The 25133-nt window shown below is 69.8% G+C and carries 11 protein-coding genes and 1 pseudogene; 5 read left to right on the top strand and 7 right to left on the bottom strand.

The window, feature by feature from the left end:
* Positions 1 to 441 precede the first annotated feature (441 nt).
* The 4 genes from OG948_RS00685 to OG948_RS00670 all read left to right on the top strand — a co-directional run bounded on the left by OG948_RS00685 (position 442) and on the right by OG948_RS00670 (position 9574).
* On the top strand, positions 442 to 774 hold the full coding sequence (locus tag OG948_RS00685; protein WP_406292885.1) for a hypothetical protein: 333 nt from the start codon (positions 442 to 444) through the stop codon (positions 772 to 774).
* A gap of 50 nt (positions 775 to 824) precedes the next feature.
* On the top strand, positions 825 to 8000 hold the full coding sequence (locus OG948_RS00680; RefSeq protein ID WP_406292883.1) for a UvrD-helicase domain-containing protein: 7176 nt from the start codon (positions 825 to 827) through the stop codon (positions 7998 to 8000).
* Entirely contained in the window at positions 7997 to 8533 is a 537-nt protein-coding gene (locus tag OG948_RS00675) for a GNAT family N-acetyltransferase (RefSeq protein ID WP_406292881.1), read from the top strand. Before OG948_RS00680 ends, OG948_RS00675 begins: the two co-directional genes overlap by 4 nt.
* Positions 8534 to 8878: 345 nt before the next feature.
* Positions 8879 to 9574: an IMP cyclohydrolase gene (locus tag OG948_RS00670; RefSeq protein ID WP_406292880.1), complete on the top strand. Its 696-nt coding sequence runs from the start codon at positions 8879 to 8881 to the stop codon at positions 9572 to 9574.
* Here the strand turns inward: OG948_RS00670 and OG948_RS00665 are convergent, their stop codons facing one another.
* The gene (locus OG948_RS00665) at positions 9575 to 10156 is read right to left on the bottom strand and encodes a DUF6262 family protein (protein ID WP_406292878.1); all 582 of its coding nucleotides are present in this window, start codon (positions 10154 to 10156) and stop codon (positions 9575 to 9577) included.
* Positions 10157 to 10666: 510 nt separating this feature from the next.
* Here OG948_RS00665 and OG948_RS00660 point away from each other — a divergent pair.
* Positions 10667 to 11763, top strand: a pseudogene (locus OG948_RS00660) (integrase core domain-containing protein).
* A gap of 827 nt (positions 11764 to 12590) precedes the next feature.
* On the opposite strand, the gene OG948_RS00655 reads toward OG948_RS00660, so the two are convergent.
* The 6 genes from OG948_RS00655 to OG948_RS00630 are packed head-to-tail and all read right to left on the bottom strand — an operon-like array spanning position 12591 to position 25072.
* Positions 12591 to 13766 (bottom strand): MFS transporter, encoded by a 1176-nt coding sequence (locus OG948_RS00655; RefSeq protein WP_406292877.1) that lies wholly within the window; start codon positions 13764 to 13766, stop codon positions 12591 to 12593.
* Complete coding sequence (locus tag OG948_RS00650) at positions 13763 to 14515, bottom strand: thioesterase II family protein (protein WP_406292875.1); 753 nt, start codon at positions 14513 to 14515, stop codon at positions 13763 to 13765. The genes OG948_RS00655 and OG948_RS00650 overlap by 4 nt, the downstream gene beginning before the upstream one ends.
* Entirely contained in the window at positions 14512 to 16341 is a 1830-nt protein-coding gene (locus OG948_RS00645) for a non-ribosomal peptide synthetase (RefSeq protein WP_406292874.1), read from the bottom strand. The genes OG948_RS00650 and OG948_RS00645 overlap by 4 nt, the downstream gene beginning before the upstream one ends.
* Before the next feature lie 7 nt (positions 16342 to 16348).
* Positions 16349 to 17167, bottom strand: coding sequence for a hypothetical protein (locus OG948_RS00640; protein ID WP_406292872.1), 819 nt, complete (start codon positions 17165 to 17167; stop codon positions 16349 to 16351).
* Positions 17168 to 17177: 10 nt separating this feature from the next.
* A complete protein-coding gene (locus OG948_RS00635; RefSeq protein ID WP_406292870.1) occupies positions 17178 to 20282 on the bottom strand; it encodes a type I polyketide synthase in 3105 nt (1034 codons plus the stop codon).
* Positions 20279 to 25072 carry a MupA/Atu3671 family FMN-dependent luciferase-like monooxygenase gene (locus tag OG948_RS00630; protein WP_406292868.1) on the bottom strand — a complete coding sequence of 1598 codons (4794 nt, stop codon included), beginning with the start codon at positions 25070 to 25072 and terminating at the stop codon, positions 20279 to 20281. Before OG948_RS00630 ends, OG948_RS00635 begins: the two co-directional genes overlap by 4 nt.
* Between the last annotated feature and the right edge of the window lie 61 nt (positions 25073 to 25133).

Raw genomic sequence — 25133 nt, 5'->3', positions numbered from 1 at the left:
CGCGCCGAGTTCCTGTGCGAAACGGCTACCGGACATTCACTGCGCCGACTGCGAGACTGGGGCGGAGACGGGAACGCACCCTGAAACCCGGTATGGTGCAGGACTCCGCTCCGGCGGCCCGTAACCCTCATACCGGTGCCGCTCCCTGCGGCCGCGCCGGCATCGAGGCCGCGCCCGCGTGGCCGACGGCGAATTCCTCGTCTCGGGCGAAGTGCTCCAAGAGGGCATCCCAAAGATGTGGTCGAAGGCAGAGGAGACCGTTCGGGGGTGTCGCGAGGTGTCCCGTTGCGTGGTACGCGGGGCTGGGTTTTTGAGCCTTGGTGGCGTACATTGCCACCGAACCGACCACGGTTACCTGTCGGTAACTGTCAAGTCGGGTGGATGTGCGGCGTGCCCAGGGGCTGCCTCACCGCCCCGGAGACCCGAAGGACGAGCGAACTCGTGAAGATACGTACGCTCCGCGTGCTGTTAGCCGCCATCCTGCCGATCGTCGCGCTTGCCGCGCCCGTGAACGCTGCCGCGACGCCGAGTCAGCGCGCGACCGGGGCTGCGTCGGCCGCAGTACCGCCAGCCGACACGTGGCAGGGCCCGCTGAGCACGCGCGGGCGCTACATCGTCGATGCCGACGGCAACCGCTTCAAGCTCAAGTCGGCCAACTGGCACGGTGCGCAGGGCTCGTGGACCGGGTCGGGAGACGTCAACGACCCGGCGAACCACACCTGCAACGCACCCGCCCCACGAGTCGCCTCGCGAACGACGAAAGCCTCGAACTGAGTCCCAACGGCCAATTCGCCCTCACCCGGTCGTACACCGGCTGGTACGTCATGGCATCCGGGACCGGCGCCACCATCGACAACCGTCTGTCCTCGCTGTGGCACTTCAGCAGCCGCCGCGCCGCACGGGCGTACACCGAGTTCATCGTCGACAACCTTCGCGACTCACACGGCCGCGCGATCGACTGGTCCGACCCCCAACTCGCCGTGCCCGATTGGGTATCCGACCGTGGCGAGCCCTTGTTGCCCGCCGTCCGCAGAACCAGGGTGGACTTCAACGCCACCTCGATGGGCAAGGCCGACCCCGACCTTGCCCGCGTGCACCAGGCATGGGTGATCGCCCACGAGAACAACGGCGCCGGCCGCGGCAAGGTCTACGTCCGAGACCTCGAGATCGGACGGATCGTGACCGGCGCGCACGGCCTGCCGGCCCGCGTCGAAGCGATCGAGGAACGCGACGGCCTCCACTGGGTGACCACGTCCGACGGGACGACGCTGAGTCACGAAGGTGACGCCAAACTCGACCTCGGGGACACGATCGACACCAGCGTCCGCGACGCAACCGGCGCCGTCGTCGGCCACCGGGTCCTCAGCCGAAGCCTTCGCCCCGGCGACGCCATCGAAGCCCAGGTCGACGCCTACAACTCGGTGACCGGTGCCGTCGAACGGCACATCGGGTCCCTGCCCCATTTCCCGCGCCGCGTCACCATCCGCGCAACACTCGCGGACGACCAGGAACCGGACGCCCCGTCCGGTACGCACCTGATCGACATCGTGGTCCTGCCCGAAATCGGCGGCCACGAGATCGGCCGAGCGCTGGACATGCGGCACCACCTGCCCGACGTCGTCGTCCGTCTCGACGCAGCACTGCCACGATCCACCGACGGGGACCAACGGTGGATACCCCGAGAGCAGGTCACCTTCGACAAGCTCGCCCGGGGCGACCTCGTCCTCGACCTGAGCGACAGCGGACTCGAGGTTCTGGGGGTCCACATCGACGCCCGGTCGGTGATGTTCCTCGACCTTGCGACCGGCGGAATCGACCACTGGAATCCGAACACCTACGACACCTTCCGTGTCATCCGCGCCGAGCGCCGCGACCCCGCGGACCTCGCACCTCCCGCGGACACGAGCCCCGTCACCCCCTCGAACGCACCGGTCGAGCCGTTCCCACGCGGAGGGGCCGAGGCAGTGGCGGACATGGCCGCCGTATTCGCCCGCGTCCGAGCCGTCCGGGAAGCGGTCCACGCGAGCTGGCTGTACGACAGCGGCCGAGCGCCCTGGACCGGCTTCCTCGAACCCCTCCGCCGATGGGAGCACGGGCTCGGACCAGCGGTGCAGATGGCAGATACGACCGCAACCGCGCGCGACGCCGCAGCCGTTCTGCTGTCTCGCCTGGTCGAGGAGTCCCACTACACCCGCGAACAGGTGGCAGGCCCCCTCCGCGCCCTGATCGCCGCACTCGACACCGTCTCGGCACGGTTCACCCGCACCGTGCAGATCCGGTCGGAGAAACCGACCCCAGACACCACACCGAAACCAGTGGGCGCGGACACAAGAGGACGCGACGACGTGAACCCCGAAACCGTCCCCGCGCGACCGACATCGACAAGCACGGATGCCGATGCCGGCTCCGACCACGAGACCACCGCCGTCCCCGACACTGAAACCGGATCGGACGCGGCGCATCACGCAACCGGCGAAAGCCCTGTCCTGCGCGTCGAACACGGTCCTGAAGCCACCCGCCTGATCCCGCTGGCGCGCACCGACGCATGGGCGAATCTGGCACGTACCCACAAATTCACGACACGAGGCGACGACTCCTTCGCACTCCAGCCCCGGTGGGGGATGGCTGCTCGCCGCGCCCGGGTGGAAGCCCTGATCGCGGATCTGGAAGACGCCGGGCTGGCCTACGAATACCAGCGACCACCCCGTCCCGACGTACCGGACGCGGAGATCGAGCGCCTGACCACGCTGCCTCTCGCGGAGACCATGGAGCGCTGGACCCCGCAGGACTTCGCACTCGGCGACCAGGTGCTCACCAAGGACGGCGCCTGGCACACCGTGGAGAAGATCGGTCCCGCCACACTGCAGAGCGACCTCTCGCCCGAGGGAGTGTTCATACCCAACGTGCTGGCCCGCGCCCGCGGCCAGGTCGTCACTCCCCTCGACGCCATGGTGCCCGCCACCCCCACCATCGGCGAGGACGACCCGCAACACATGCGAGGCGCCCACATCGCGAACGAACGCGAACACCTGCGGCGCTGGCTCCACAACAATCCGGACGCCGCCGACCCCGCCCAGGAAGCGATCCGCCAACGGGCATCCGCCCGTTACGCGGCGCTGAACTCCGCCGTCGGCGACGCAAGCGAAGCCTCCGGCCCCGCATCCGCCCCCGCTGCTCCCGCAGACGGGGAGGATCAACCCCCGACTCCCACCGCGAACCCGAACAGTCCCGAGCCGGCCGACCCCGCCAACCCCACGAACGCCCAACAACCCGTCGACGGCGACACCAGCACACCGGCGCCACTGACGAACACACCGAAACACATCGAACCGGAGTCCCATCAGGCGTTCGACGCGACGCCCTACCTGGACGCACTCGCATTCGCCGAAGGACAAGCGGTCGCCTCGGACATCTTCACAACCACGGCACACCACCACATCGACCTGGGCGACTACCGGGCCGGACTGGACCCGCTGCACGCACAACAGCTCACCTGGTGGCAAGACGCCCGAACCAAGCATCCTCCGGTGAGTGCATTAGAGCTCCAAATCACGATGTTCCAGGGCCTCCTGAAGATCGTGGAGACCTCATTCCACAGGCCCGACAACGCCACGCCCTCCGCCCTGCACAGCGCGCTGCGCACTCACATCTCCCGTACGCGAGCCACCATCGCGGCCTTCACCCCCGACGGCGCCCCCGACCCCGACCGCCTTGTTCCGCAACCGTGGTGGGCCCCCGTCGCCCCAATAGTCGAGGCCGCACGCGCCCTGTTCCCGGACCGCCGCTACACACACGACGAGGCCCTGGACAACGAAGAACCCCTCCACGCCGCCGAGATCCTCAACTTCATCACCCGCAACCACCGCGTCGATCAGCAGATCCGCCGCGAAGGCGAGGGCATCCACATTCCCTGGCGCGACGGCCACGTCTTGGCCTTTCCGCTGCCCCCGGGCGTCGCCCTGCCTCGCGAACTGCGCCGCAACCGTCTCCTCAGGACGCTGTGCCACGAGATCGACATCGACCCACAGCTGAGCAAGGCGGCATCGGACCCAGCCTTCGCAACCATCCTGCCGTGGCTGCGGCGCCGACTGGCTCCCGAGTACGAAGCCAGTCCTCACGAACGGTGGCTCGACCCACACTTCGATGCCGCAGGCGCCGAAGCCTGGCGCCATCGCCTCCAGCGAGACCTCGAACGCTGGCGACAGCAACGCGCATGGGAACGCGACGGGATCACACCGAAGCCCGCCACGGCCGGCGCGGCCCACGAAGCCACACCCAGCGAACGCCATCTCCCGACGACGGAGCCGCGCGCCAACGACAAGGAACACCCACCGCCCGCGTCCGCAACCCACGCCGAGCCCGGCGCAACCCCCGCACCCGTATCGGCGCCACCATCCGCCCCGAACACAACCGCGATGCCCGCCGCGCGGCCGGGCGCACCCGACGACAAACGCTGGGGCGAAATCGAGGCCGCCGCCGCAGCCAAAGAACAGTACCCGCCCACTCCCCAGCAACGGGACATCATCGAGGCCGCGGCACGTCGGCGCCTGAACACCGGCGTGTTCGCCCTCGCAGGGACAGGCAAGACGAGCGTCCTGAAGATGCTCGCCAACCGCATGACGGACGACGACATCGTCTATCTCGCGTTCAACCGCAGCACCCGGGCCGAAGCCGAACGCGCCAAGGCAGCGGGCGAATTCCCGGCCAACCTCACCCCCATGACCATCAACGCTCTGGCGATGCGCACCGTCGGGGAACCTTACGCCCACCGCCTCCCCGAGGACGGGCACAAAGGCGAGACCTACCAGCGCCAATCCCCAGAGGACATCGCCCGACTCATCGGCCTACGCCGGGCCGTGCCCTATGGTGCCGGGTCGCTCTACTCCACCGACGCCGCGACGATGGCCCTGGCCATGGTGGGGAAATGGTGCCTGTCCGCGAGCCCGACCATGCTCCCGGAACACGTGCACATTCCCAGAAAGATGCGCAAACTCCAGGAATCGCACCGGCAAGGGTTGTTCGACGCCCTGCTGCCCTGGGCCGAGAAGATGTGGGACGACATCCTCGATCCGAACGGACGGCTGACGTTCGAACAGGACTACATCGTCAAGATCTGGTCCCTGTCGGCATCCATCGGCACGAAAATCATCTTCTTCGACGAAGCCCAAGACGTCTCACCCGTTCAGGACCAGGCCGTCCGGGCCGCCGTCGCCGCCGGATCCCAAGTCGTCGTGGTCGGCGACAGCAACCAGTCCATCTACGGCTTCCGCGGCGCCGAGGACGCCCTCGAAAACTTCCCGGTGGACATCCGACTTCCCCTCACCCAAAGCTGGCGCTTCGGCCCTGCCATCGCCGACGCGGGAAACGCAGCCCTGACGGTCTCCGGCAGTCGAGACCGCCTTCAAGGCAACCCCCATCTGGCATCGACGATCGGCCCGGTCACCTTCCAAGACGCCGACGCCGTACTCGCGTTCACCAACACCGGCGTACTCAAAGCCCTTGTCGACGGCCTCGATCAGGGTCGACGAGTCGCGGTCATCGGCGGCATGCGCGACGTTCGCGAGTTCGTCCTGGCGGCACGCGAACTCCAAGCCGAGCGCCCCACCAAACACAAAGACCTCGCGGCCTTCCCCAACTGGAAGGCAGTCCGGGAATACGTCGGACGACACGAGCGAGCGGCCGGATCCATGGGCACCCTCGTCCGCCTGATCGACGAGGACGAAGAAGGCCACCTGGACCGACTTCTCGCTTCCGTCGGACGCGGTCTCGACCACGTCGTCGTCTCCACCGGCACCGGCACCCTGCACGTCCAGACAACGGGCAAGAACACGGAAGCCCCTCTGCGAGCCTGGATGCTGGATGCTCAGGAGAACGGCGTCGGCAAGTTCTCCTTCGACGGCACCCGATGGACATACGACCCACAATCGCCCGGAAACACGGGCTCACTCGACGACGCCACAGCCGCCCTGCACGCCTACCTGGCACCGAGCGCTCCCACGAAACCGGGCGAGGGAGTGATCGTCGACGAGAAGGACAACCCCAACCTCGTCATCACGACCGTGCACAAGGCCAAGGGACTCGAATGGGACAACGTTCTCATCGCGGCCGACGGCCCCCAACCGAAACTCGACCCCGAAGGCCGACTCCTTCCGGAGCAAAGCCGGGAAAGACTGCGCCTGTGCTACGTGGCCCTTACCCGTGCCGTGCGCCGACTCGATCCCGGCAGTCTCCAATGGATCCACGACGCCGCCGGCCACCCGGGCCCCGCACTCAACTCCGAGCCGACACCCGCCCCCAGAGACGAGATCGACACGGCCGAGGTCGAGCCCCCGACCAGTGCCGAATCCGCCGCCCCGCCCTCCCGCGACCCCGAGACTTCGGTCACGCCGACCCCCCGCGACCCCGCCGCCGCGATCGAGGCCACGGCGGAAGGAACCCACCCGACACCGCCCCACGACCCCGCGACCACGCCACCGACCCTCACCGCCCCGATCGAGATCTCCCATCGAGCCGACCCGCCCGAGGAGTCCCTGGCCACGTCCATCACCGGATTCGACCCGAACGATCAAGGCACGGTGGAACTCCTCACCAGGTACGGATTCGCCCCACACGCCACCAGCCCCTCGGCCGTCATGTGGGGCCAACCACCCGCAACCCCGCCACACACCCGACAAGCCCTCTCCCAGCAGTTGGCCACCGAACTCCGACGACAAGGACGATCGGTCACCCTGCTCGTCGAGGGAACCCCGGCCCCGCACACGCCGGCACCCTTCGAAAGGGTGAGCGCCGTTCTCGCGCACTGGGCCACCCTGGGCGGGCTCTCCTCACAAGCCGCGAACGCAATCGGTGTCGAACTCAGCGAGGGCCGCGCGTTCCTGATCACCAAGGCCGGCAACGAATGGCACCTGCACCACACCACCACCGGCGAAAGACCCCCCTACGACGGTCAACCCACCAAAGCCCTTGCCCGTGCCCACGCAGCGGCGCTGGAGACGATGCTCGTCGACGGCCGGCTCTTCGACTGGCACGCCCCCGACGCGCCCACCACAGCCCACCGAAACGCGGACGCACGCGCGGCCTGCGAACGCGCCGCCGACGAGGGCATAGACAAAGCCGTCATCGCCAACCAGGACTACCGCGAACACCTGGCACCCCCCACCCGAGCCGGCACCCGCTTCACCACCACCGCGCAACTGCGCCGACACTTCCACCGCGGTGGCGACGTCACCCGACTCCCACACACAGCCGATGACACCCCACTGCCACGCCTCGCTAACGACCCATCCCTGACGATCACCACCAGCGGCCAGATCGCCGTCCACAAGATCCTCGACACCTACGTGCTCACCACGACCGCCACGGGCCACTCCTTCGGCCGGGACACCGGCCCCGCGGTCTTCACCGCACGGAACGACGCCCACGACTTCGCGGATCGCCTTGCGGACCTGACGGGCGAGGACGGGACACGAATCGACTGGTCCCGCCCCTCGACCTACGAAGACCTGAACACCTGGCGTTCCGCCGACGGCCACGAACTCGACTGGACACTGACCCTCAAGCGCGCCGAATTCGACCGGGAACGGGGGAAGTCCGCGACCAACAGCGACGCCATTGCCCGAACCCAGGCCCTGGACGAAGAGATACGCCGACAAATCACCCTCAGCGAAGAGGAGATTTCCGCCACCGACGCCCCCGGCACCCACGCCGACGCGCCACCCGACGTCCACGACGCCGGCCCCGCCCATCACCTCGCCTCGGGAGACGACATCGACACCGCGGATCACGACGGCGAGGAGACCCGCGCCGGCGCACCAATTCGTCGCGTGTCGGCGTACGGGTCAACGTGTCCAACCGGGGACAGCCGAACGTGCACAGGTCCAAGACGACGCTCAGGGATTGATCTCGGTTGTGCCGCATATCGAGCGTCCACGATCGGCAGGACCGACCGCGCGCCCCGTGGCACGACAGCGAGTTCGCCCGTGAGATGGTTGCTGTCATGAAAGTTGGCGCGACTCCGGGCAGCGAGGTTGTACTCGAGACGAGTCGCCTGCTGCTCAGACCTTGGCGGGTAGCCGAGGCTGTCGTCCAGCGTGAGCTGTGGACCGAACGTGATCCACGAGTGCCGCCGCACCGCCGAATCGACGCGGGCGGACACCCCACGGTCGTGGAGCTCGAGGATTCGATCCGCACCAACCAGCTGTGGTCGAGCGGGTTGCTGGCGGTCGAGCGGAAGGCCTCTCGTGACGTCATCGGCTACTGCGGGCTGGTCGACAGCGGGCGAGGATCGGTAGGGGAACCGGAACTGGCATTCGAGCTGCTACGCCGAGTTTGGCGTCAGGGATACGCGACCGAGGCCTCGTTGGCGGTTCTGGAATGGGCGAGATCGTCTGGGTGTGAACGTCTGTGGGCCACGGTCTGGGACTGGAACACCGCTTCTCGCCGTGTGCTGGCCAAGGTCGGGTTCACCGAGACCGAGCGGAAGGAAGTGGACGCGGTGTACGGGACCACCCTGTTCACCACGAGACGGCTCTGACACACTCGATGTTTGGCCTTGCAGACGGCTCCGTGCAGTGCTGGCAGGCGGCAAATGTCCCCATTCCGTCGGCAGAAGCGGATGCGGCACACGCTCGATGCCGGGGCGCTGGGGACGGAACATCACGGCGGCCGCCGGACCGTTCTTATGGGTCTCGCTGAGTCCGGTGGTCGGATCGCGGTCGGTTGAAGCGTCGGACCTGCCTCCGCTCGTCTCATCGTCGATCCGCACGACGCTGTGCACGTTCAGCTGTACTTGGGTGTGCACGTTCACTCGCACGCCGACAGCTGGTGGTGCGTGGAGATCCGCGTTCTTGAGGCGACCGGCAGAGGAGTGTGCGTCCCTGTGGACCAGGTGCATGAGGTAGTGGCAGGAAATCGCTATCCGGGGCGGGGCGTGCTGTGGGCGAGGACCCTGGGCGGCGCGTTGTGCGGCGGCTACTTCCTCACCGGACGTAGCGCCGCCTCCAAGGCCCGTGTCCTGCGCCCGGGGGACGGAGAGTTGATCGTCGCGCCGACCGGCGAATCGGCTCGCGATCCGCTCCGGCACTATGTCGCGGCTCGTGAGCGGGGCGGCTGGCTGGTCTTCGGCAACGGAGAGCAGGTCGCTGTGGTGTCGGACCGGCTTCAGGAAGGGCGAACGCCGACCGAGGCGATGGCCGGCTTGGAGTACGAACCCGATCCGCCGATCTTTACGCCCCGCGTCACCGTGGCGGCGGATCTGCGCTCGGGGCAGGACGCCTGGTTCGGTGCCGCCCGTCGAAGCGCCGGCGGCAGGTCGGCGGCTGACGTGCTGACGCTCGCCGTCCGCGATCTGGGGCCCGGAGATGCCGTGCTGATGACGACCTACCGATCCGACGGGCAGCAGGTCGCCACCGGCGAGCCGTTTCTCGAAGCCCGGACTGGGGCAGCCGATCAGGGCGAGCTCCTGGAGGAGGTGTGGGCCGCGCTGGCCCCGGAGTTCCGCGTGGCGGTGACGGTCTTCAAGCCTGGACAGCTGGCCGATGCCGCCATCCGCCACGAGGCGGCTGCGCGGGTGTGATCACCCGCCCGCTGGTTCAGCGATCCGGGCTTCGAGGTCGGCGACGCGCCGATCCTGGAAGCGGAGATTGGAGCGGGCGGCCTTGAGGCGTTCGTCGAAGGACCGGTTGTCGGCGGTGAGCTGGCGGACGCGTTGCTTAAGGTTGGTGTTCTCGGTGGTGATCCGTTGGATGGCCTCCTGGGTCCACTCGGCTTCCAGGTCGCGGACCTGGCCGAGGAGTTCGCCGATGCGGGTGCGCTGGGTGAGGATCTCGGCGTGGGCGGCCTTGAGGGCGTCCTCGGCGTTCAGGGCCCGCTCGCGCCAGGTCGCCTCGCGTGCCTCGTCTTGGTCGGTGACCATCTGGGTCCGTCGTTCGCCGGCTTCGACCATCGCGGCGGCGACCGCGGCTCTCGCGTCGGGGTGGTCGTAGAGGAAGGTGCGGGAGACGTTCGCGCGGCGGGCGACGGCGGCGACGCTGACCTGGGTCTTCTCGCGGCGGAGCCGGGTGACGGCGTCGCGGACCCGTCCAAGGGCGGCGTTGGTGCTGCGGTGGCGGGCGGCCAGGGCCGCAGCCGTGCGCTGGTCGGGGACGGTGGTGGTCACGCGCATTGCTCCTGTTCGTCGGTGGTGTCGTCGGCCCGGTCCTGCTCGTCGCCGGCGGCCTGGGCGAGGTCGGCGGCGCGGAAGCGGTGGACCACACGCGGTGGAAGTAGTCCTGGGGTTTGCGCAGGTCCAGGGCGAGGGCGTCGTTTAGGAGGCCGAGTCCGGCCAGGGCGCTCTCCAGGCCGTCGATGGCGCGGGCGGTGGGTTCGAAGTAGCGGTGGAGGTAGTCGGCGGTGGCGTTATCGGGGGCACCTTCAGCCAAGAGCCGCCACTGTTCGCGCTTGCGCCGCCAGTAGAGGAGGTCTGCGCCGGACAGCACGAACTTGTCGCAGTTGTGGCAGTCCAGGTTCCACGGGCAGGCGCCGCCCTCGACGACGGGCTGGAAGGTGCAGAACCCTGTGGGTGCCGAAAATTCTATCCGTGCAGGTGGGAGGCCCTGCGGGACTACGCGCGACTGATCCAGCCGGCCCGCCTCGTGGGCGTGGTCACGGCCGCGGCAGCATGATGTCCGTGCTGCTCCGACTCGCCTACCTCGCCGTCACAAATGCGCTCGCCGCGCTGCGGTTGCTTCCCATGACCGACCGCGACAAAGACGCCGAGATCCTGGCCCTGCGTCACCAGGTCACCGTCCTCGAACGGCAACTCGGGAACCGGCGGCCACGGTTCACCCCGCCCGACCGGGCCCTGCTCGCCGCGCTGCTGCACCCGCTGCCGCGCGACGTGCTGCGCCGGCTGCGGCTGACCGTGCACCCGGACACCGTCCTGCGCCGGCACCGCGACCTCGTCCGCCGACGCCACGCAGTCGCATCCCGCCCGAAACGCCCCGGACGACCTCCCACGGTCCGCTCCATCAGTGTCCTGGTGGTGCGTCTCGCGCGCGAGAATCCCACCTGGGGCCACCGCCGCATCCACGGCGAACTCGCCGCGCTCGGCATCCGCATCGCCGCCCCACGGTCTGGGAGATTCTCAAGACCGCAGGCATCGAACCCGCGCCCGGACGTGGAGCCACGACCTGGGCCGCCTTCCTGCGGTCCCAGGCAGAAGCCGTCCCGGCCTGCGACTTCATCGAGACCGTCACCCTGAACGGGCAGCGCCGGTACATCCTCGCCGTCATCGAGCACGCCACCCGCCGCGTCCGTATCCTCGGCGCCACACCCCACCCCACCGGCGCTTGGGTGGTCCAAACCGCCCGCAACCCGGTCATGGACCTCGACGACGCGGGCACCCGGGCCGCGTTCCTGATCCGCGACCGGGATGCGAAGTTCCCGAGGCTCTTCGACGAGATCCTCGCCGATGCCGGGATCCGCACCGTGCCGACGGCGGTGTGCACCCCGCGGATGAACGCGGTCATGGAACGCCGGGTCCGCACCTGCCGCCACGAACTCCTCGACCGCACGCCGATCCGGCACCGGCGCCACCTGCTCCACGCGCTCCGCGAGTACGAACGGCACTACAACACCCACCGCCCACACCGGACACTCGACCAGGCGGCGCCGCTACGGCCCCTACCCGAGGCGATCACCGATCCGGTCCGGATCCAGCGTCTGAACATACGCAGACGCGACCGACTCGGCGGCACCATCCACGAATACCGACATGCGGCCTGACCTGGGCGGATGGAATTTTCGGCACCCACAGCGTCCACGGCGGCCGGCCCGAACGGTGCCAGGGCCTTCAGGGCCGCGACGGTGCTGTCCCGGTGCTGGTCGCGTGCGGCGACGGCCAGCGTGTCGCTGATCGCGGGCACGGCGCTCGCGTCCCCGAGTCGAGACAGGGCGTCCAGCAGGGCAGGCGCGGTGCCCTCGAACCACGACCGCGTGAGATCGGCGTCGCGCAGATGCCCGCACAACCGGGGCACCAGGACGGGGGACTCCTGCGGCAGCCGGCCCGCGACCTGGAACGCCCGCCAGGCATCGACGCCGCCGTCCAACGCCACCAGCAGAGACGGCAGCGCCCGCGCACCCCCGAACCGGGCCAGCACACACACCGCCGTCTGGTGCGCCCGCCGCAACTCCGGGTCGGGATCCATGCTCCTGCCCGGCCCAGGCTCGAACGCGACGGATGAAACATCCACCGAGGCCCGATGGCCACGATCGGCCGTCGACTCCGCCCCCGACAGAGGCGCGGGAGATGCCTAATGTCGAGAAAGGGCGCCGGGTTTCGGGCGGCGACCCGAAACGTTGAGTGCCCTGCGCATGATCTTTTCGCGGATTCGTCCGGGTGACTCGTGAAGAATCAGCCGCCGTATGAAGATCTCGGGCGCGATTGCGGAGCCGAGACGGGACGTGGTGAGGCGCATGGGCGAAAATGACGAATTTGAGCCGGAAAGCGCCAGTGCGACGCGTCGACGGCCGTGGTCCTTGCGGCGGCGGGCGCCGCAGGACCCCACAACGGCTCGTACCTGCCAGCCGAGTGGTGGCGGTTTCGGGTGCCGTTATGTCTTTCGGCTGAAATCTTCCCGGCGAAAGCGCAATTCGGCCACGACGGCCAGAACACACACGACGGTTGCCGGGAAAGCGATCCAGCGCGCGTCGAGACGACCCAGGATCCCGCCACCCGCGGCCCCGCCGAAGGCGGCTCCCACGTAGATGATCGAACTGTTCATGGAAACGGCCACCGGGCCGGCCGAGCCAGCCAGCCGCAGGAGTCTGTGCTGTTGGGGAGCCGCGTACATCCACCCGACGACGCCCCACACCGACATGGCGAGGAGCGCGGTGACAAAGGTCCGGCTGGTGAACGGTAGAAAAGCGAAATTGAGCGCCATTCCCCCGACCGATACCAGCACCAGGTGGCGACCGGCCGGACGATCCATGAGCGCTCCGGCGATGGCATTGCCCACCATGCCACCGATCCCGAAGGCCAGGAGGAGTACTCCCAACAGGGCCCCGTCGCCGTGGGTCGCCCGCTCGAACACGGCGCCGGCATAGGTATAGACGCCGTATTCGGCGATCACCGCCAACAGGGTGACGGTCAGCACCAGGCGGATATCTCGCTCGCCCAGTGACGCCAAACGTTCGCGGGTACTGCTTCGGCCCTGCGCCGAGGGAACCTGCAGATACATGCCGAGTCCGCCCGCCACACCCGCCGAGCCGACGGCCAGGACCCACAGGGTGATCTGCCAGTCGAACAGGTCGGCGATCCAGACGCCGGCCGGAACGCCGATCACCGAGCCCGCCACCAGACCGCCGGTGATTATCGACAGGGCCTTCCCGCGTCGCCCCTCGGACACGAGTCCGGCCGCGAGGGCAGCCACCTGCGGAGTGAATTGACAGGCGCCGATTGCCACCAGCACCCGCCCGCCCATCGCCGCCGCGAGCGAATCGGCTTCGGCGCAGACCACATTTCCCAGAGCCATGGCGCCGAGTGCGAACACCAGGGACGTACACCGCGATATACCCGCGGTGACCCCCGAAATCACCGGCCCGAGCACCGCATAGGTGATCGAGAACACGGTCATCAACTGGCCGGCCGCGGCGACAGAGACTTCCCAAGATTTTGCCATTTCGGGAAGGAGTCCGACGACGACAAACACATCCGTCCCGACAAAGAACGCGCCCGCCGCAAGCAGGTAGAGCAACGGGGGCAGGCCGGTGTCCTCCTTGTCGATCAACGCGCACTCGATTCGCACTGGAGGGCAACCGCGGCCGTGAATCTCGGCGGAAATTCATGGAGATAGAAATGGCCGCCGGGGAACGAGCTGATTTCGAACGAGGAAGACGTGTGATCCGCCCAGGCGGCCACGTTTCGGACACCGACCAGCGGGTCGGCATCGCCGACGAATGCGGTAATCGGGCAGGAAACCGTTGCTTTCGGGTCCACCCGATACGCGTCCACCGCCCGGTAGTCGCCGCGCAGGATCGGCAGATGGATCTCGCGGAGTTCGTCGTTGTCCAACGCCGACGGGGACAGGCCGTGCAGCAGCCGTACCTCGTCCAGGATCGACCGGTCGTCACCGGGTTGGTCGGCCCACCGTCGACGAGACGGGGCCTCCATGCCCGACACGACCAACCTGGCCGGTGTCCGGCCGAGCCGTTCCAGTTGCCTGGTCACCTCGAAGGCGAGCAGAGCCCCCATGCTGTGCCCGAACAGGACCAACCGCGGATGGGCCGCCGCGTCGAGAACGGCGGCGACCTCCTCGGCCAGCAGGCCCAGGTCCTCGATCACCGATTCCCCGAAGCGATCCTCGCGTCCCGGGTACTGCACCGCCAGTACCTGCACGTCGGGCTTCAGCACCGCGGACAACGGAAAGTAAAAGCTCGCGGCTCCTCCCGCGTGCGGGAAACACACCAGACGACGTGCCGCGGGCGGCCCCGGATGGAAGGCGCGTATCCACGTCGCGTCGTCGCGGGAGTACGTCATGGTCTCGCTCGTCCCTTCGGTGAGTCGGCGGGGACCCGTTCCGATCCCCGCCCGGCATCGATGCGTTCGGCCAGCAGCGCACTCAGGGCGGTGACGGTCTGCGCGTCCAGGAATTCGTACAGCGCGATCCGCACGCCGAAGCGCGCGTACAGCCTGGCGATGACCAGGGCGGCGGAGAGCGAGGTGCCGCCGACGTCCTGGAACGGCACCCGGAACGGCACCTCGTCGACGCCGAGTACGCCTGCCCAGACCAGCGCGACGGACCGCTCCAGCTCGCTCCCTCGGGGATCGGCGCGAACCGCCCGGTCCACCACTGGTGGGGGCAGCCGGCGGCGGTCGATCTTGCCGTTCACCGACAACGGGAGCACATCGAGCGACACGACATGTTGCGGAACCATATACGCAGGCAGGGTCCGGGACACGTGGGTTCGCAGATCCCGGTGACCCACGTCGTGGCCGGGCATCGGCACGACGTAGGCGACCAGTTGCCCCGCCTCACCACCGGGTGGCTCCCACATCGCCACCACGCATTCGCGCACCGCCGGGTGTCGACCCAGGACGAGTTCGATCTCCGCCGGCTCCACTCGGTAGCCGCGGATCTTCACCTGGTCGTCGGCGCGGCCCTCGAACACGAGGATTCCGTCAGCCAGTCGACGGACCAGGTCACCGGTGCGGTACGCGGGTACCCGCCGGTCGCCGAACGGCACCGGCCGAAACCGCTCCGCGGTGAGCCGAGGGTCGTTGCCGTAACCGTGCGCCAAGCCCACTCCGGCCAGCCACAACTCGCCGCTGGCACCGGGGACTTGGGCGTCGAGGACGTGCGCCGCCATCCCGGGGATCGGCCGGCCGATGGGGGGACGGTCCGGCCACCGGCGCGGGGCTCCGGTGAGGGTGTGCGCGACGGCCACGTGGGTTTCGGCCGGCCCGTAGTGGTTGTGCAGGCGGCAGCCTTCGAGTCGCTCGAACAGGGCGCGGATCCGCGGCGTGATGCGCAGCGCCTCGCCGGCCGCGGCGACCTCGCGCAGGGACAGCGGACAGCGGTCGAAGTCGACCGCGAGGTCGGCGAGACGGCTCAGCGCGACGGGCGGCAGGAAGAGCCGTTGGATCCCCCATTCCTCCAACAGGCCCAGAACTCTGACCAGATCGCCGCGTTCCTCGTCTTCCGGGGCGTACAGACAGCCGCCGCTGCACCAGGCCGTGAAGACTTCCTGGATGAACACGTCGAACCCCAGGGGCGCGAAGAGGAGCGTCCGCAGGGGCTCGGTCGACGTGCTGTCCAGGGTCCACCGGACGAGGTTGTCCAGACTCCGGTGCGGCATGGCCACGGCCTTGGGGCCGCCGGTCGAGCCGGAGGTGAACACCGTGTAGGCGGCGTCCTCGCCGTCCGGCACCGGGAGGGCCTCGCGTGGGTGGGCGGCCGGCCGATCGCCGTGCGTGAGGACGACCCGGACCGGCTCGTCGCCGGCTTCCGTAACGATGCCGGCCAAGGCGGGCGCCTGGTCGGGTGTGGTGATCACGGCGCGGGCGCCGCTGTTTCGCCACAGATACCGGACCCGGTCCGGTGGGTACTGCGGATCGATCACGCAGAAGGAGGCGCCCGCGCGGAGGACGGCGAGCAGGGCCACGCCCAGGTCGAGCCCGCGTGGCGCGAACACCGCGACCACCTGGCCCGGTCGGATCCCGGCGCGCAGCAGTCGGTGCGCGAGCTCGTCCGCATGCCGGCTCAGGTCGGCGTAGCCGAGACTGCCGTCCGAGGCGACCAAGGCGAGGGCATCCGGGCGGTCGCGGACCTGTAGTGCGATCAGTTCGAGAACGTGGCTCGGCACGATCGGCTCAGCTCCTCGGATATTCGTCGCCGTCCGTACCGGACCGGACCGGGGCGGGTGGGGCGGTTGCGGCAAGGAAGGAGAGAACGGCGGTTCGGGTCCCCTCGTCGCGCAGCAGGTGCTCGCGCGCGCAGTCCACCTGCACGTCCTCGACGCGGTGGGCCGTGACCGGAAACGCGTCCCGGGGGTGGTCGGCCGAGGCGATCCGCAGGATGTTCCCCGACCAGGAGGAGGCCCGCGAACGGGGAGCGGCGACGAGATGGGTGAGCCAGTCCGCATAGCCGCCCGCCATGTGCGCGGCGCTTTCGGTGGCTTCGTGGGCGGTGGCACCGTCGGCACGGAGCAGGTCGACGGCCTTGCGTTCGACGTCGCGCACGGCCGCCTCGACGAAGTAGTCCGGATCGGCGGACAGGAACGCGGGGTCGGCGGTCTCCTCTCCGGCGCGCACGGGCCCCAGCCGAGCCAGCGCGTCCCGATGGGCGGCCCGCACGGCGTCCCGGGTGCTGGCCACGGCGTCGAAGAGGATCACCTGCGGCAGGTGTCGCTGTCGCCCGGCGGTCGCCTCGGCCAACTCCAGGGCCAACGGCGCCGAGGCGCAGTACGCGAGGACCGCAGCCACCGGCACGGCCGGGACCGGGTGCGCCGACAGCAGTCGCCGGATGTACGCCGCCCCGGTCGTCTCCCGGGGCAGCGGATGGCGCAGCAATTCGTGCACCCGCAACCCGTGTTCGTCCAGGCGCAGGTCGCGCACCCGTGCCTCCGTCCGGTAGCCGGGGAAGTCCAGTACGAGCAGGAGTGGCGCTCCGTGCTCGACGAGGCGGTTCACGAGATCGTCCTCATCGTCGGTCGAACTCCTCGTCGCGATCCGAGAGCACGGACAATTGCGCCGAGAGCAGACCCGTCACCTCGTCGATCATCGTGTCGACCAGGTCGAGTTGCCGGCCGGCCAGATCGAGGACCCGCGACTGCGGGTGGTCCGCGGCTGGCTGCTCGGGGGGATCGGTCCGGGTGCGGGCCGACGGTCCGTTCGCCGCGACACCGGCGGGCTCGGGAATCGGGAAGGAGCGGCGGCGGAACGGGTATCCGGGTAACGGGATGCGGTGCCCGGTGGTCGCGATCCGCTCCCAGGCCACCGGGATGCCGCGACGGTACAGCGACGCCAACGCGTCCCACACCACGGTCTCGTCGGCGGTGCGGCCTCCCGTCCACCGCGTGTGCGAGAAGCCGGATCGGGCGATCCCGGTCAACACGTCGCCCGGGCCGATTTCGAGGAAGTCGTGACAGCCCACGGCGTCCAGTGCGCCCAACGCCCGGTGGAAGAGGACCGGACGACGAGCCTGACGGGTGAGGAAGTCGGCGTCCAGGACCGTCCCGACAGCCAGCAGTTCGCCGTTCGCGCCGCCAGCCCACGGTGTGTGCAGCGGCAGGAAGGTCAGCTTCTCGGCCTCGTCGCGCAACGCGTCCAGGATCGGATCGATCCGAGCCGAGTGGAAGGGCAGGTCCGCGGCCAGTTGTCGGCAGGCGACGCCTTCTCGTCCGCAGATCGCCTGCGCGGCTCGGATGTTCTCGGCGGAGCCGGAAAGCACCTGGGCACGTGGTCCGTTGGCCGCCGCCAGGTCGACGCCGGCCATCCCGCCGATTCGGCGAGCGGTGTCCTCGTCGGCAACGATCGCCAACATGGCGCCCGTTGCCACCCCTTCGCCCATCAGCCGGCCGCGGGCGGCGGTGAAGCCGAGTCCGTCCGCGAGGGTCAATCCCCCCGCATCGCACAACGCGGCGATCTCCCCGAGGCTGTGCCCGATCGTGTAATCGGGCTCGACGCCGAACGATCGCCACTGCCGGGCCAGGGCCGACTGGAGGGCGAAGAGCGCCGGTTGCGCCACACCGGGCGGCGGATCGCCCGCGGACGGGTGAAGCAGGACGTTCAGCAGTCCTCGACCCTGCTCCGGCCCGAGGAGGGCGGCACACTCGTCGAGCGTGTCGCGCACGACGGGGAACTCGGCGTGGAGGCGACGCGCCATACCCGGCGCGGAGCTGCCCTGTCCCGCGAACGCGAAGGCCACCGGCGCGGCCGGGGCGGCCGAAACGTGCCCCCGGTCCTGCCGCACCCGGTCCAGCGCATCGGCGAGTTCACCGGGCGAGCGCCCCGAAATCACTGCCCGGTAGGGAAGTTGGGCCCTCCCGAGACCCAAGGTGGTCTGTACGTCGGCGGCGGACAGGTCCCGGTGCTCGGACAGATGGTCGCGCAGGCGGGTGGCCAGGGCGCGCAGCGAGTCCGCGTCCCGGGCACTCAACGGCATCCGGACGGCGCTCTCCGGTGCCGGAGAGGGGTCCACGGCGGCGGCCTCCTCCAGCACCACATGGGCGTTGGTGCCGCCGAATCCCAAGGCGCTGACGCTGGCCCGCAGCGGGGCGCCGTCGCCGGTCCACGGGCGACCGGCGGTGGCCAGGTGAAACGGGCTGTCGGCCCAGGGCAGCCGGGGACTGGGCCGGGTCACGTTGACGGTGGGGACGATCTCCCGGTGACGCAGCATCAGGACGGTCTTGATCAGCCCGGCCATCCCGGCACAGGTGTCCAGGTGGCCGATGTTGGGCTTAACCGCGCCCAGGGCACACGAGCCGGCCCGCGCCCCTTCGGATCGGTAGGCGCGGCTCAGCGCCTCGAACTCGACCGGGTCGCCCAACGGCGTACCGGTGCCGTGGGCCTCGACATAGGAGATCGAGCCGGGCGCGACGCCGGCTCGGGCCAGGGCCCGGCGCACCACGTCCGTGTGGCCGGCCAGACCGGGAGCGGTGAAGCCCGCCTTCGCGCTCCCGTCGTTGTTGACCGCGGAGCCGATGACCACCGCGTGCACGGTGTCGCCGTCGGCCCGGGCCCGGTCGAGTCGCTTGAGCACCACCGCGGCCACCCCGTTGCCGCCGACGGTGCCGTCGGAGGCGGCGTCGAAGGCCCGGCAGCGGCCGGTCGGCGACATGATGAACTCCGGCTGATGGCGGTACCCCGCCTCCTGCGGCAGGTGCACCGCGGCGGCCCCGGCCAGCGCGAGATCGACATCCCCGGACAGCAGGGACTGCACGGCCAGGTGTACCGCCACCAACCCGGTCGAGCACGCCGTCTGGACGCCGACGGCGGCGCCGGTCAGGCCGAGCCGATAGGCGACCCGGGACGCGAGGAAGTCGTATTGACCGCCGATCAACGCCTGCATCTCTTCGGCGATCCCGCCCGCGCCCGACCCGTCGGCGGGAGCGAAGCGGGCGTGGAACGCCGGCCGGGGGCCGTACAGGTTCATCCCTCCGCCCGCGAAGACGCCGACGTTTCGGGCTCGCCCGGTATCGGCGTATCCGGCGTGTTCCAGGGCGTGTTCGGCACACTCCAGGAAGATTCGGTGTGCGGGGTCGGTGAGTTCGGCCTCCCGCGCGTTCATCCCGAAGTAGTCGGCGTCGAAGCAGTCGACGTCACGCAACACCCCGGCGACCGGACGATGGTCGGGATCCACCGGTGGCCGGGCGTCGGGAAAGGTGCTCACGCTGCACACCCCGGTGCGCAGGTTGGCCCAGAACCGGTCCACGTCGTCCGCCCCGGGGAAGCGAACGGCCATGCCGATGACGGCGACCCGCTGCGCGTCGTCCGGGAGATCGCCCGCGTCCCGCCCGCGGGCCCGCGCCGGGGCGCCCGCCTCGTCGGCGTCCGAGGCGAGGTGTCCGGTGAGGGCGGCGATGGTCGGATGCTCGAACAGGTCGGTGTCGGAGAGGGTCAGACCGTGTTCGCGCTCCAGCCGGACCCGGACTCGGCCCAGGGCCAACGAGGTGAGCCCGAGATCGAGAAACGAGGTGTGCTCGTCCGCGGCCCGGCCCAGGATCGCCTCGACGACCTGTCGGATCCGCGCCCCGATGTCCCGCCTCGATGAGCCCTCGGGAGTGGCGCCGCCGAGGCCGCTCACGCCGAGCTCCCCGCAGCGTCGGCCCGCTCGGTCAGCCGTTGGGCCAGGCTGCGGATGGTCGGCGAGCCGAGGAAGTCGACCATGGGGATCTTGCGGCCCAGTTCCGCCCGGATGCGCTCAAGCAGTCGCACGGCGGACAGCGAGTTCCCGCCCACGTCGAAGAAGGACCGGTCCGCCGGGATCGCGGCGCTGCCCAGTTCGACGGACCACAGTTTCTGCACGGATCGCTCCACGTCGGTCAGTGGCTCCGCAGCGGCCTCGGCCGGCTCGTCGGGTCGGGTCACCGGCGTGGTGAGCAGTGCGCTCCGGTCGAGTTTGCCGTTGGCGCCCATCGGCAGCCGATCCACCGGCACCCACGCCTGGGGAATCAGATAGTCGGGCAGCGTGGTCTCCAGCCGCTTGCGTAGTCGGGTGCTCCAATCCCCGTTCCGCGCCGCCGGATCCAGCACGACGTACGCGACCAACTGGTGCTCGCCCCGCTGGTCCGGGCGGGCCAGGACCGCGGCTTCGGTCACCGTGTCCAGCCGGCTCAGGACTCGCTCGGCCTCTTCCGGCTCCACCCGGAATCCGCGAATCTTGACCTGGTTGTCGACGCGGTCGATGTACCGCAGGCAGCCGTCCGGCCGCCAGCACACCAGATCGCCCGACCGGTAGCTTCGCGCGCCGGACCCGTCGTCGACGAAGCGCTCCGCGGTGCGTTCGGGGTCGCCGAAGTAGCCTTGGGCGACCGCCGCTCCGCCGATCAGCAACTCACCGACCACGCCGATCGGGACCGGCCGCCCGTGCTCGTCCACCACGCGCAGGCGCACGTTGTCGACGGGTCGACCGATGGGTGGGATCGGTTCGGTGGCCGGATCGATGCGATGCGACGTGACCAGCACCGAGGTCTCGGTCGGACCGTACTGGTTGTAGAGCGCCACCTCGGGACACTCCCGGGCCAGTCGCCGCAACTCCTGGGTGAGGGTGAGCTTTTCCCCGCCGATGAGCACCTCGCGCAGGGAGGGGACGTCGATCAGCTCGCCGGCGAGGTAGCGCAGCGGGGTCGCCGGCAGGCTGATCCGCTGCACCCCGTGTCGGCGCAGGTGTTCGGCCACCGCGCCGGGATCGCGACGGGTGCGATCGTCCAGTAGGACCAGCGTGGCACCGGAGGCGAGGGTGGTGAAGATCTCCTGGACGCTGGCGTCGAAGCTGGCGGAGGCCCACTGCACCGTGCACATGGGTTCGTGCCGGCGGAGTTGCCAGCCGACCAGGTTCACCGGCCCGCGATGCGGAACCGCCACCGCCTTCGGCCGTCCGCCCGAACCGGAGGTGTAGATGCAGTAGGCGAGATCCTCCGGATCCGTTCCGGTGGGCGGCGCGGTGTCCGGACCGTCGTCGTCGATGTCCTCGATCCACTGAACAGGGCAGGACACGCCGGCATGGTCGTCCGGACCGGTCGTGTGGTCCGCGAGCAGCAACCCCGTACCGCTGTCCAGGAGCATGAACGCCCGCCGCTCGGCCGGCAGCGTCGGATCCAGCGGGACGTACGCGGCGCCGCACTTGAGCACCGCCAACAGCGCCGTGATCAGCGGCACGCCGCGGGACAGGCACACCCCGACCCGGCTGCCCCGCGCGACGCCCAGACCCGACAGGGAGTGGGCGAGCCTGTTCGCCGACGCGTCGAGTCGGCGATACGTCACCGGGTCCCCGAGACCGGTGAGCGCGATCACGTCGGGGGTCGTCCGGGCCTGCGCCTCGACGAGCTGGTGCAGGCAGGCGGGGGATGCGGGCGTCTGCTCGCCCTGCCACCGTTCTAGTGCCGACGCGTCGCGGGGGGTGAGGGCGGGCAGTTCGGACAGGCCGGCGTCGGGAGTCCGGGTGGCCTTGCGCAGCAGCTCCTCGACGTACTCCAGCACGCGGAGCACGGTGTCCCGTTCGAAGAGGCTCGCGTCGTACTCGACGGTGCAGCGGATCCCGTCTGCCCGATCGGCGAGGTAGAAGGTCAGATCGAACGGGGCCTGGGTCCTGGGCACGTCGAGGAGTTCGGCGGTCAGCCCGGTGCCGGCGAAGGCGGGGGCGGCCTCCTGCTCGAATTCCACCATCACCTGGAACAGCGGGTTCACGCCCGGTCGGCGCTGCGGATTCACCGCGTCGACCACCCGGTCGAAGGGGACGTCCCGGTGTTCCATGGCGCGGATGACACTCGCCCGCACGCGCCGGGTCAGTTCGTCGAAGCCCGGGTCCCCGGACAGGTCGAACCGCACGGCCACGGTCTCGACGAACATGCCGATCAGGTCCTCGGCCCCGGCCGGCCGATGGGTGACGGCCGCACCCAGGACGATGTCCTGCTGAGCGCCGAAGCGGCCCAGGACCGAGCCCACCGCGCCCAGCAGGGCCATGAAGAGTGTGCAGCCGCGTTCTCTGGCGAAGTCGCGTAATCGACCGGCCAGTTCGGCGTCCAGGTGGTGTACCTGAGTCGCCCCGTCGGACGTCGGGGTGGCGGATCGCGGGTGGTCCAGGGGCAGTTGCAGCGGGGAGGTTCCCGCAAGCTCCCGCTTCCAGAAGTCGAGGCCCGCCGCGGCGTCCGCAGACTCCGCCGGGACCTCGTCCCACCAGGTGCCCAGGTCGACCAGGTCGACCGGTTCGCGTGCTCCGGCGCGGTAGAACGCCGCGAGGTCGCGGCAGAAGATCAGCGTGGACAGCGAGTCGAAGACGATGTGGTGCGCCACCACGTACAGCAGGTGTCGGTCCTCGCCGAGCCTGCCGATCCGGCAGCGCAGCAGCGGCCCCGTGCCGAGGTCGATGCCGGCCTCGGCGGTGCTGTCCCGGAGTTCGAGTACGGCTTCCTCGTCACCGCATCCGCTCAGGTCGACCAGCGGGCAATCGACCGACCCGGTGGGCAGCACCACCTGCCGGAGCTCGCCGTCGATCTCCCGGAATACCGTGCGCAGTTGCCGGTGTCGGTCCACGACGCGGCCCAGAGCCGCCCGGAGGGCGTCGACGTCCAGATACCCCTCGAGCAGGATGGCCTTGGGCTCGTGGTACGTGCGCCGGCCGGGGTGCATCTCCTCCAACAGCCACATCCTGCGCTGTAGCGGTGTGGCCGGTGCGCTCGACACGGGGGCCGCGGGCGCGACGGCGCGACGGGAGGCGTACTCGCCGCGCAAGGCGGCGAGCGGGACCAGACCCGCGAGCATCAGGTCGGGCGGGACACCGAAGTCGACGAAGCAGGCTATCTCGTCCGCGCCGGCCGCCCGGATGGCGTCGAGGACCGGACGACAAGTGTCGACGCTCCCGATCAACGCTCGGGTCGCACAGTAGCGGCGGTACGCCTGTTCGATCACGAAGTCCAGATCCTCGGCCGGGGTCGCGGCCAGATCGACGTCCATGCCGAGGCTGTTCGCGACGTTGTCGAAGAGCGAGAGGGAGGAGCGCAGGTAGCCGCAGAACGGGACTCGGGCCTGTTCCCGGACGCGTTCCGAGTCTGCGCCGAGACAGGTGTGCACGAGAACGACGACCCGGCCGGTCGCCGGGTCCAAGCCGTGTTGCGCCCGGGTGCGGCGGTACAGCGCGATGTTTTCCCGAAGGTCGTCGACGCTCTGCGCCATCAGGTTGGTGACGATGCCCAGACCGGATCGGGCGGCCTTCTCGTAGCTCTCCGGGTTCGATAACACGGCCGCGAAGAGGGGAGGTTCGGACTGAACCGGCCGCGGATGCAGCCGCACGTCCACCAGTGCCCCGCTGCCCGAGGTCGCCTGGACGGCCTCGCCGGCCCACAGCCGCCGAAAGGTCTGCAGGTGCTCGTACATGATCTCGCGGTGGCGTCCGAAGTTCTCCGGGGCCAGCACGAAATCGTCGGCCTGCCAGCCGGCGGCGAATCCGAGGCCCACCCGACCGCCGGACAGGTTGTCCACGACGGACCATTCCTCGGCCACTCGGATGGGGTCGTGCAGGGGGAGTACCACCGACCCCGCGTGCAGGCGGATCCGCGAGGTACGGGCGGCAATTGCGGCCGCCAGCACCGAAGGGCTGGGGAAGAGCCCGCCGAACGAGTGGAAGTGCCGCTCGGGGATCCACAGCGCGTGGAATCCGTTGCGGTCGGCGAACGTGGCCGCGTCGAGCAGATGTCGGTAGCCCAGGGTCGAGTCCTGCTCCGGATAGTCACCGAAGAAGTAGAGACTGAAGTCCGTTTGCCCGCTTACCGGTGGCGTCTGGACCGGGTGCTCCTCAGGAGACGACGGATCGGGTGTCTCCATGCCGACCGGAGAGAGCTCCACGGGTGCGTCTTCGGTCCACGGATCGACCTCGTCGTTCGTGCGCCGGTGAGCGACGGGGGCCGGGGTGCGGGCGGAACTCCGGTGCGCCGGAGGCATTCGGTCGAGCATCCGAAGCTGTTCGGCGGCCAGCTCGGTGACCTTCGTGATCATCTTCTCGGTGACGCGCAGTTGGGCGTCGAGCACCGCGAGAACCGGATCGGCGGCTGCGGGGTCGAGGGAGTCCGGGTCCGACGGCGGCTCCGGATCGGCTGCGGGCCGCGGCTCGGCTGCGTCGGCGCGGGCCGCCGGTACCGTGCCGGAATCGAGCGATCCCACCACCACCCGCGCGAGTTCGCGCGGGGTGTCCGTGACCGTGAACAACTCCCGGACCGATACCCCCACGCCGAAACGCGTGCGCAGGATCCTCGACATCGCCATCAGGCACAGGGAGTCCGCGCCCGATGCCACGAACGACCTGTCGACGTCGAGTTCGTCGGTCGTCTGGCCGAGTTGTTCCGCGACCAAGGCGAACACAGCCTCTTGCTTGCCTGCCACTTCGTGGTCCTCTCCTAGGCCTGCCGTCTGCGGATGGCCCGGCCGGGCGGATCGCCGCCGC

This window comes from Embleya sp. NBC_00888 (genome assembly GCF_045207655.1).
Taxonomy (GTDB): Bacteria; Actinomycetota; Actinomycetes; order Streptomycetales; family Streptomycetaceae; genus Embleya.
This window is presented reverse-complemented; position numbering and strand designations above follow the sequence as displayed.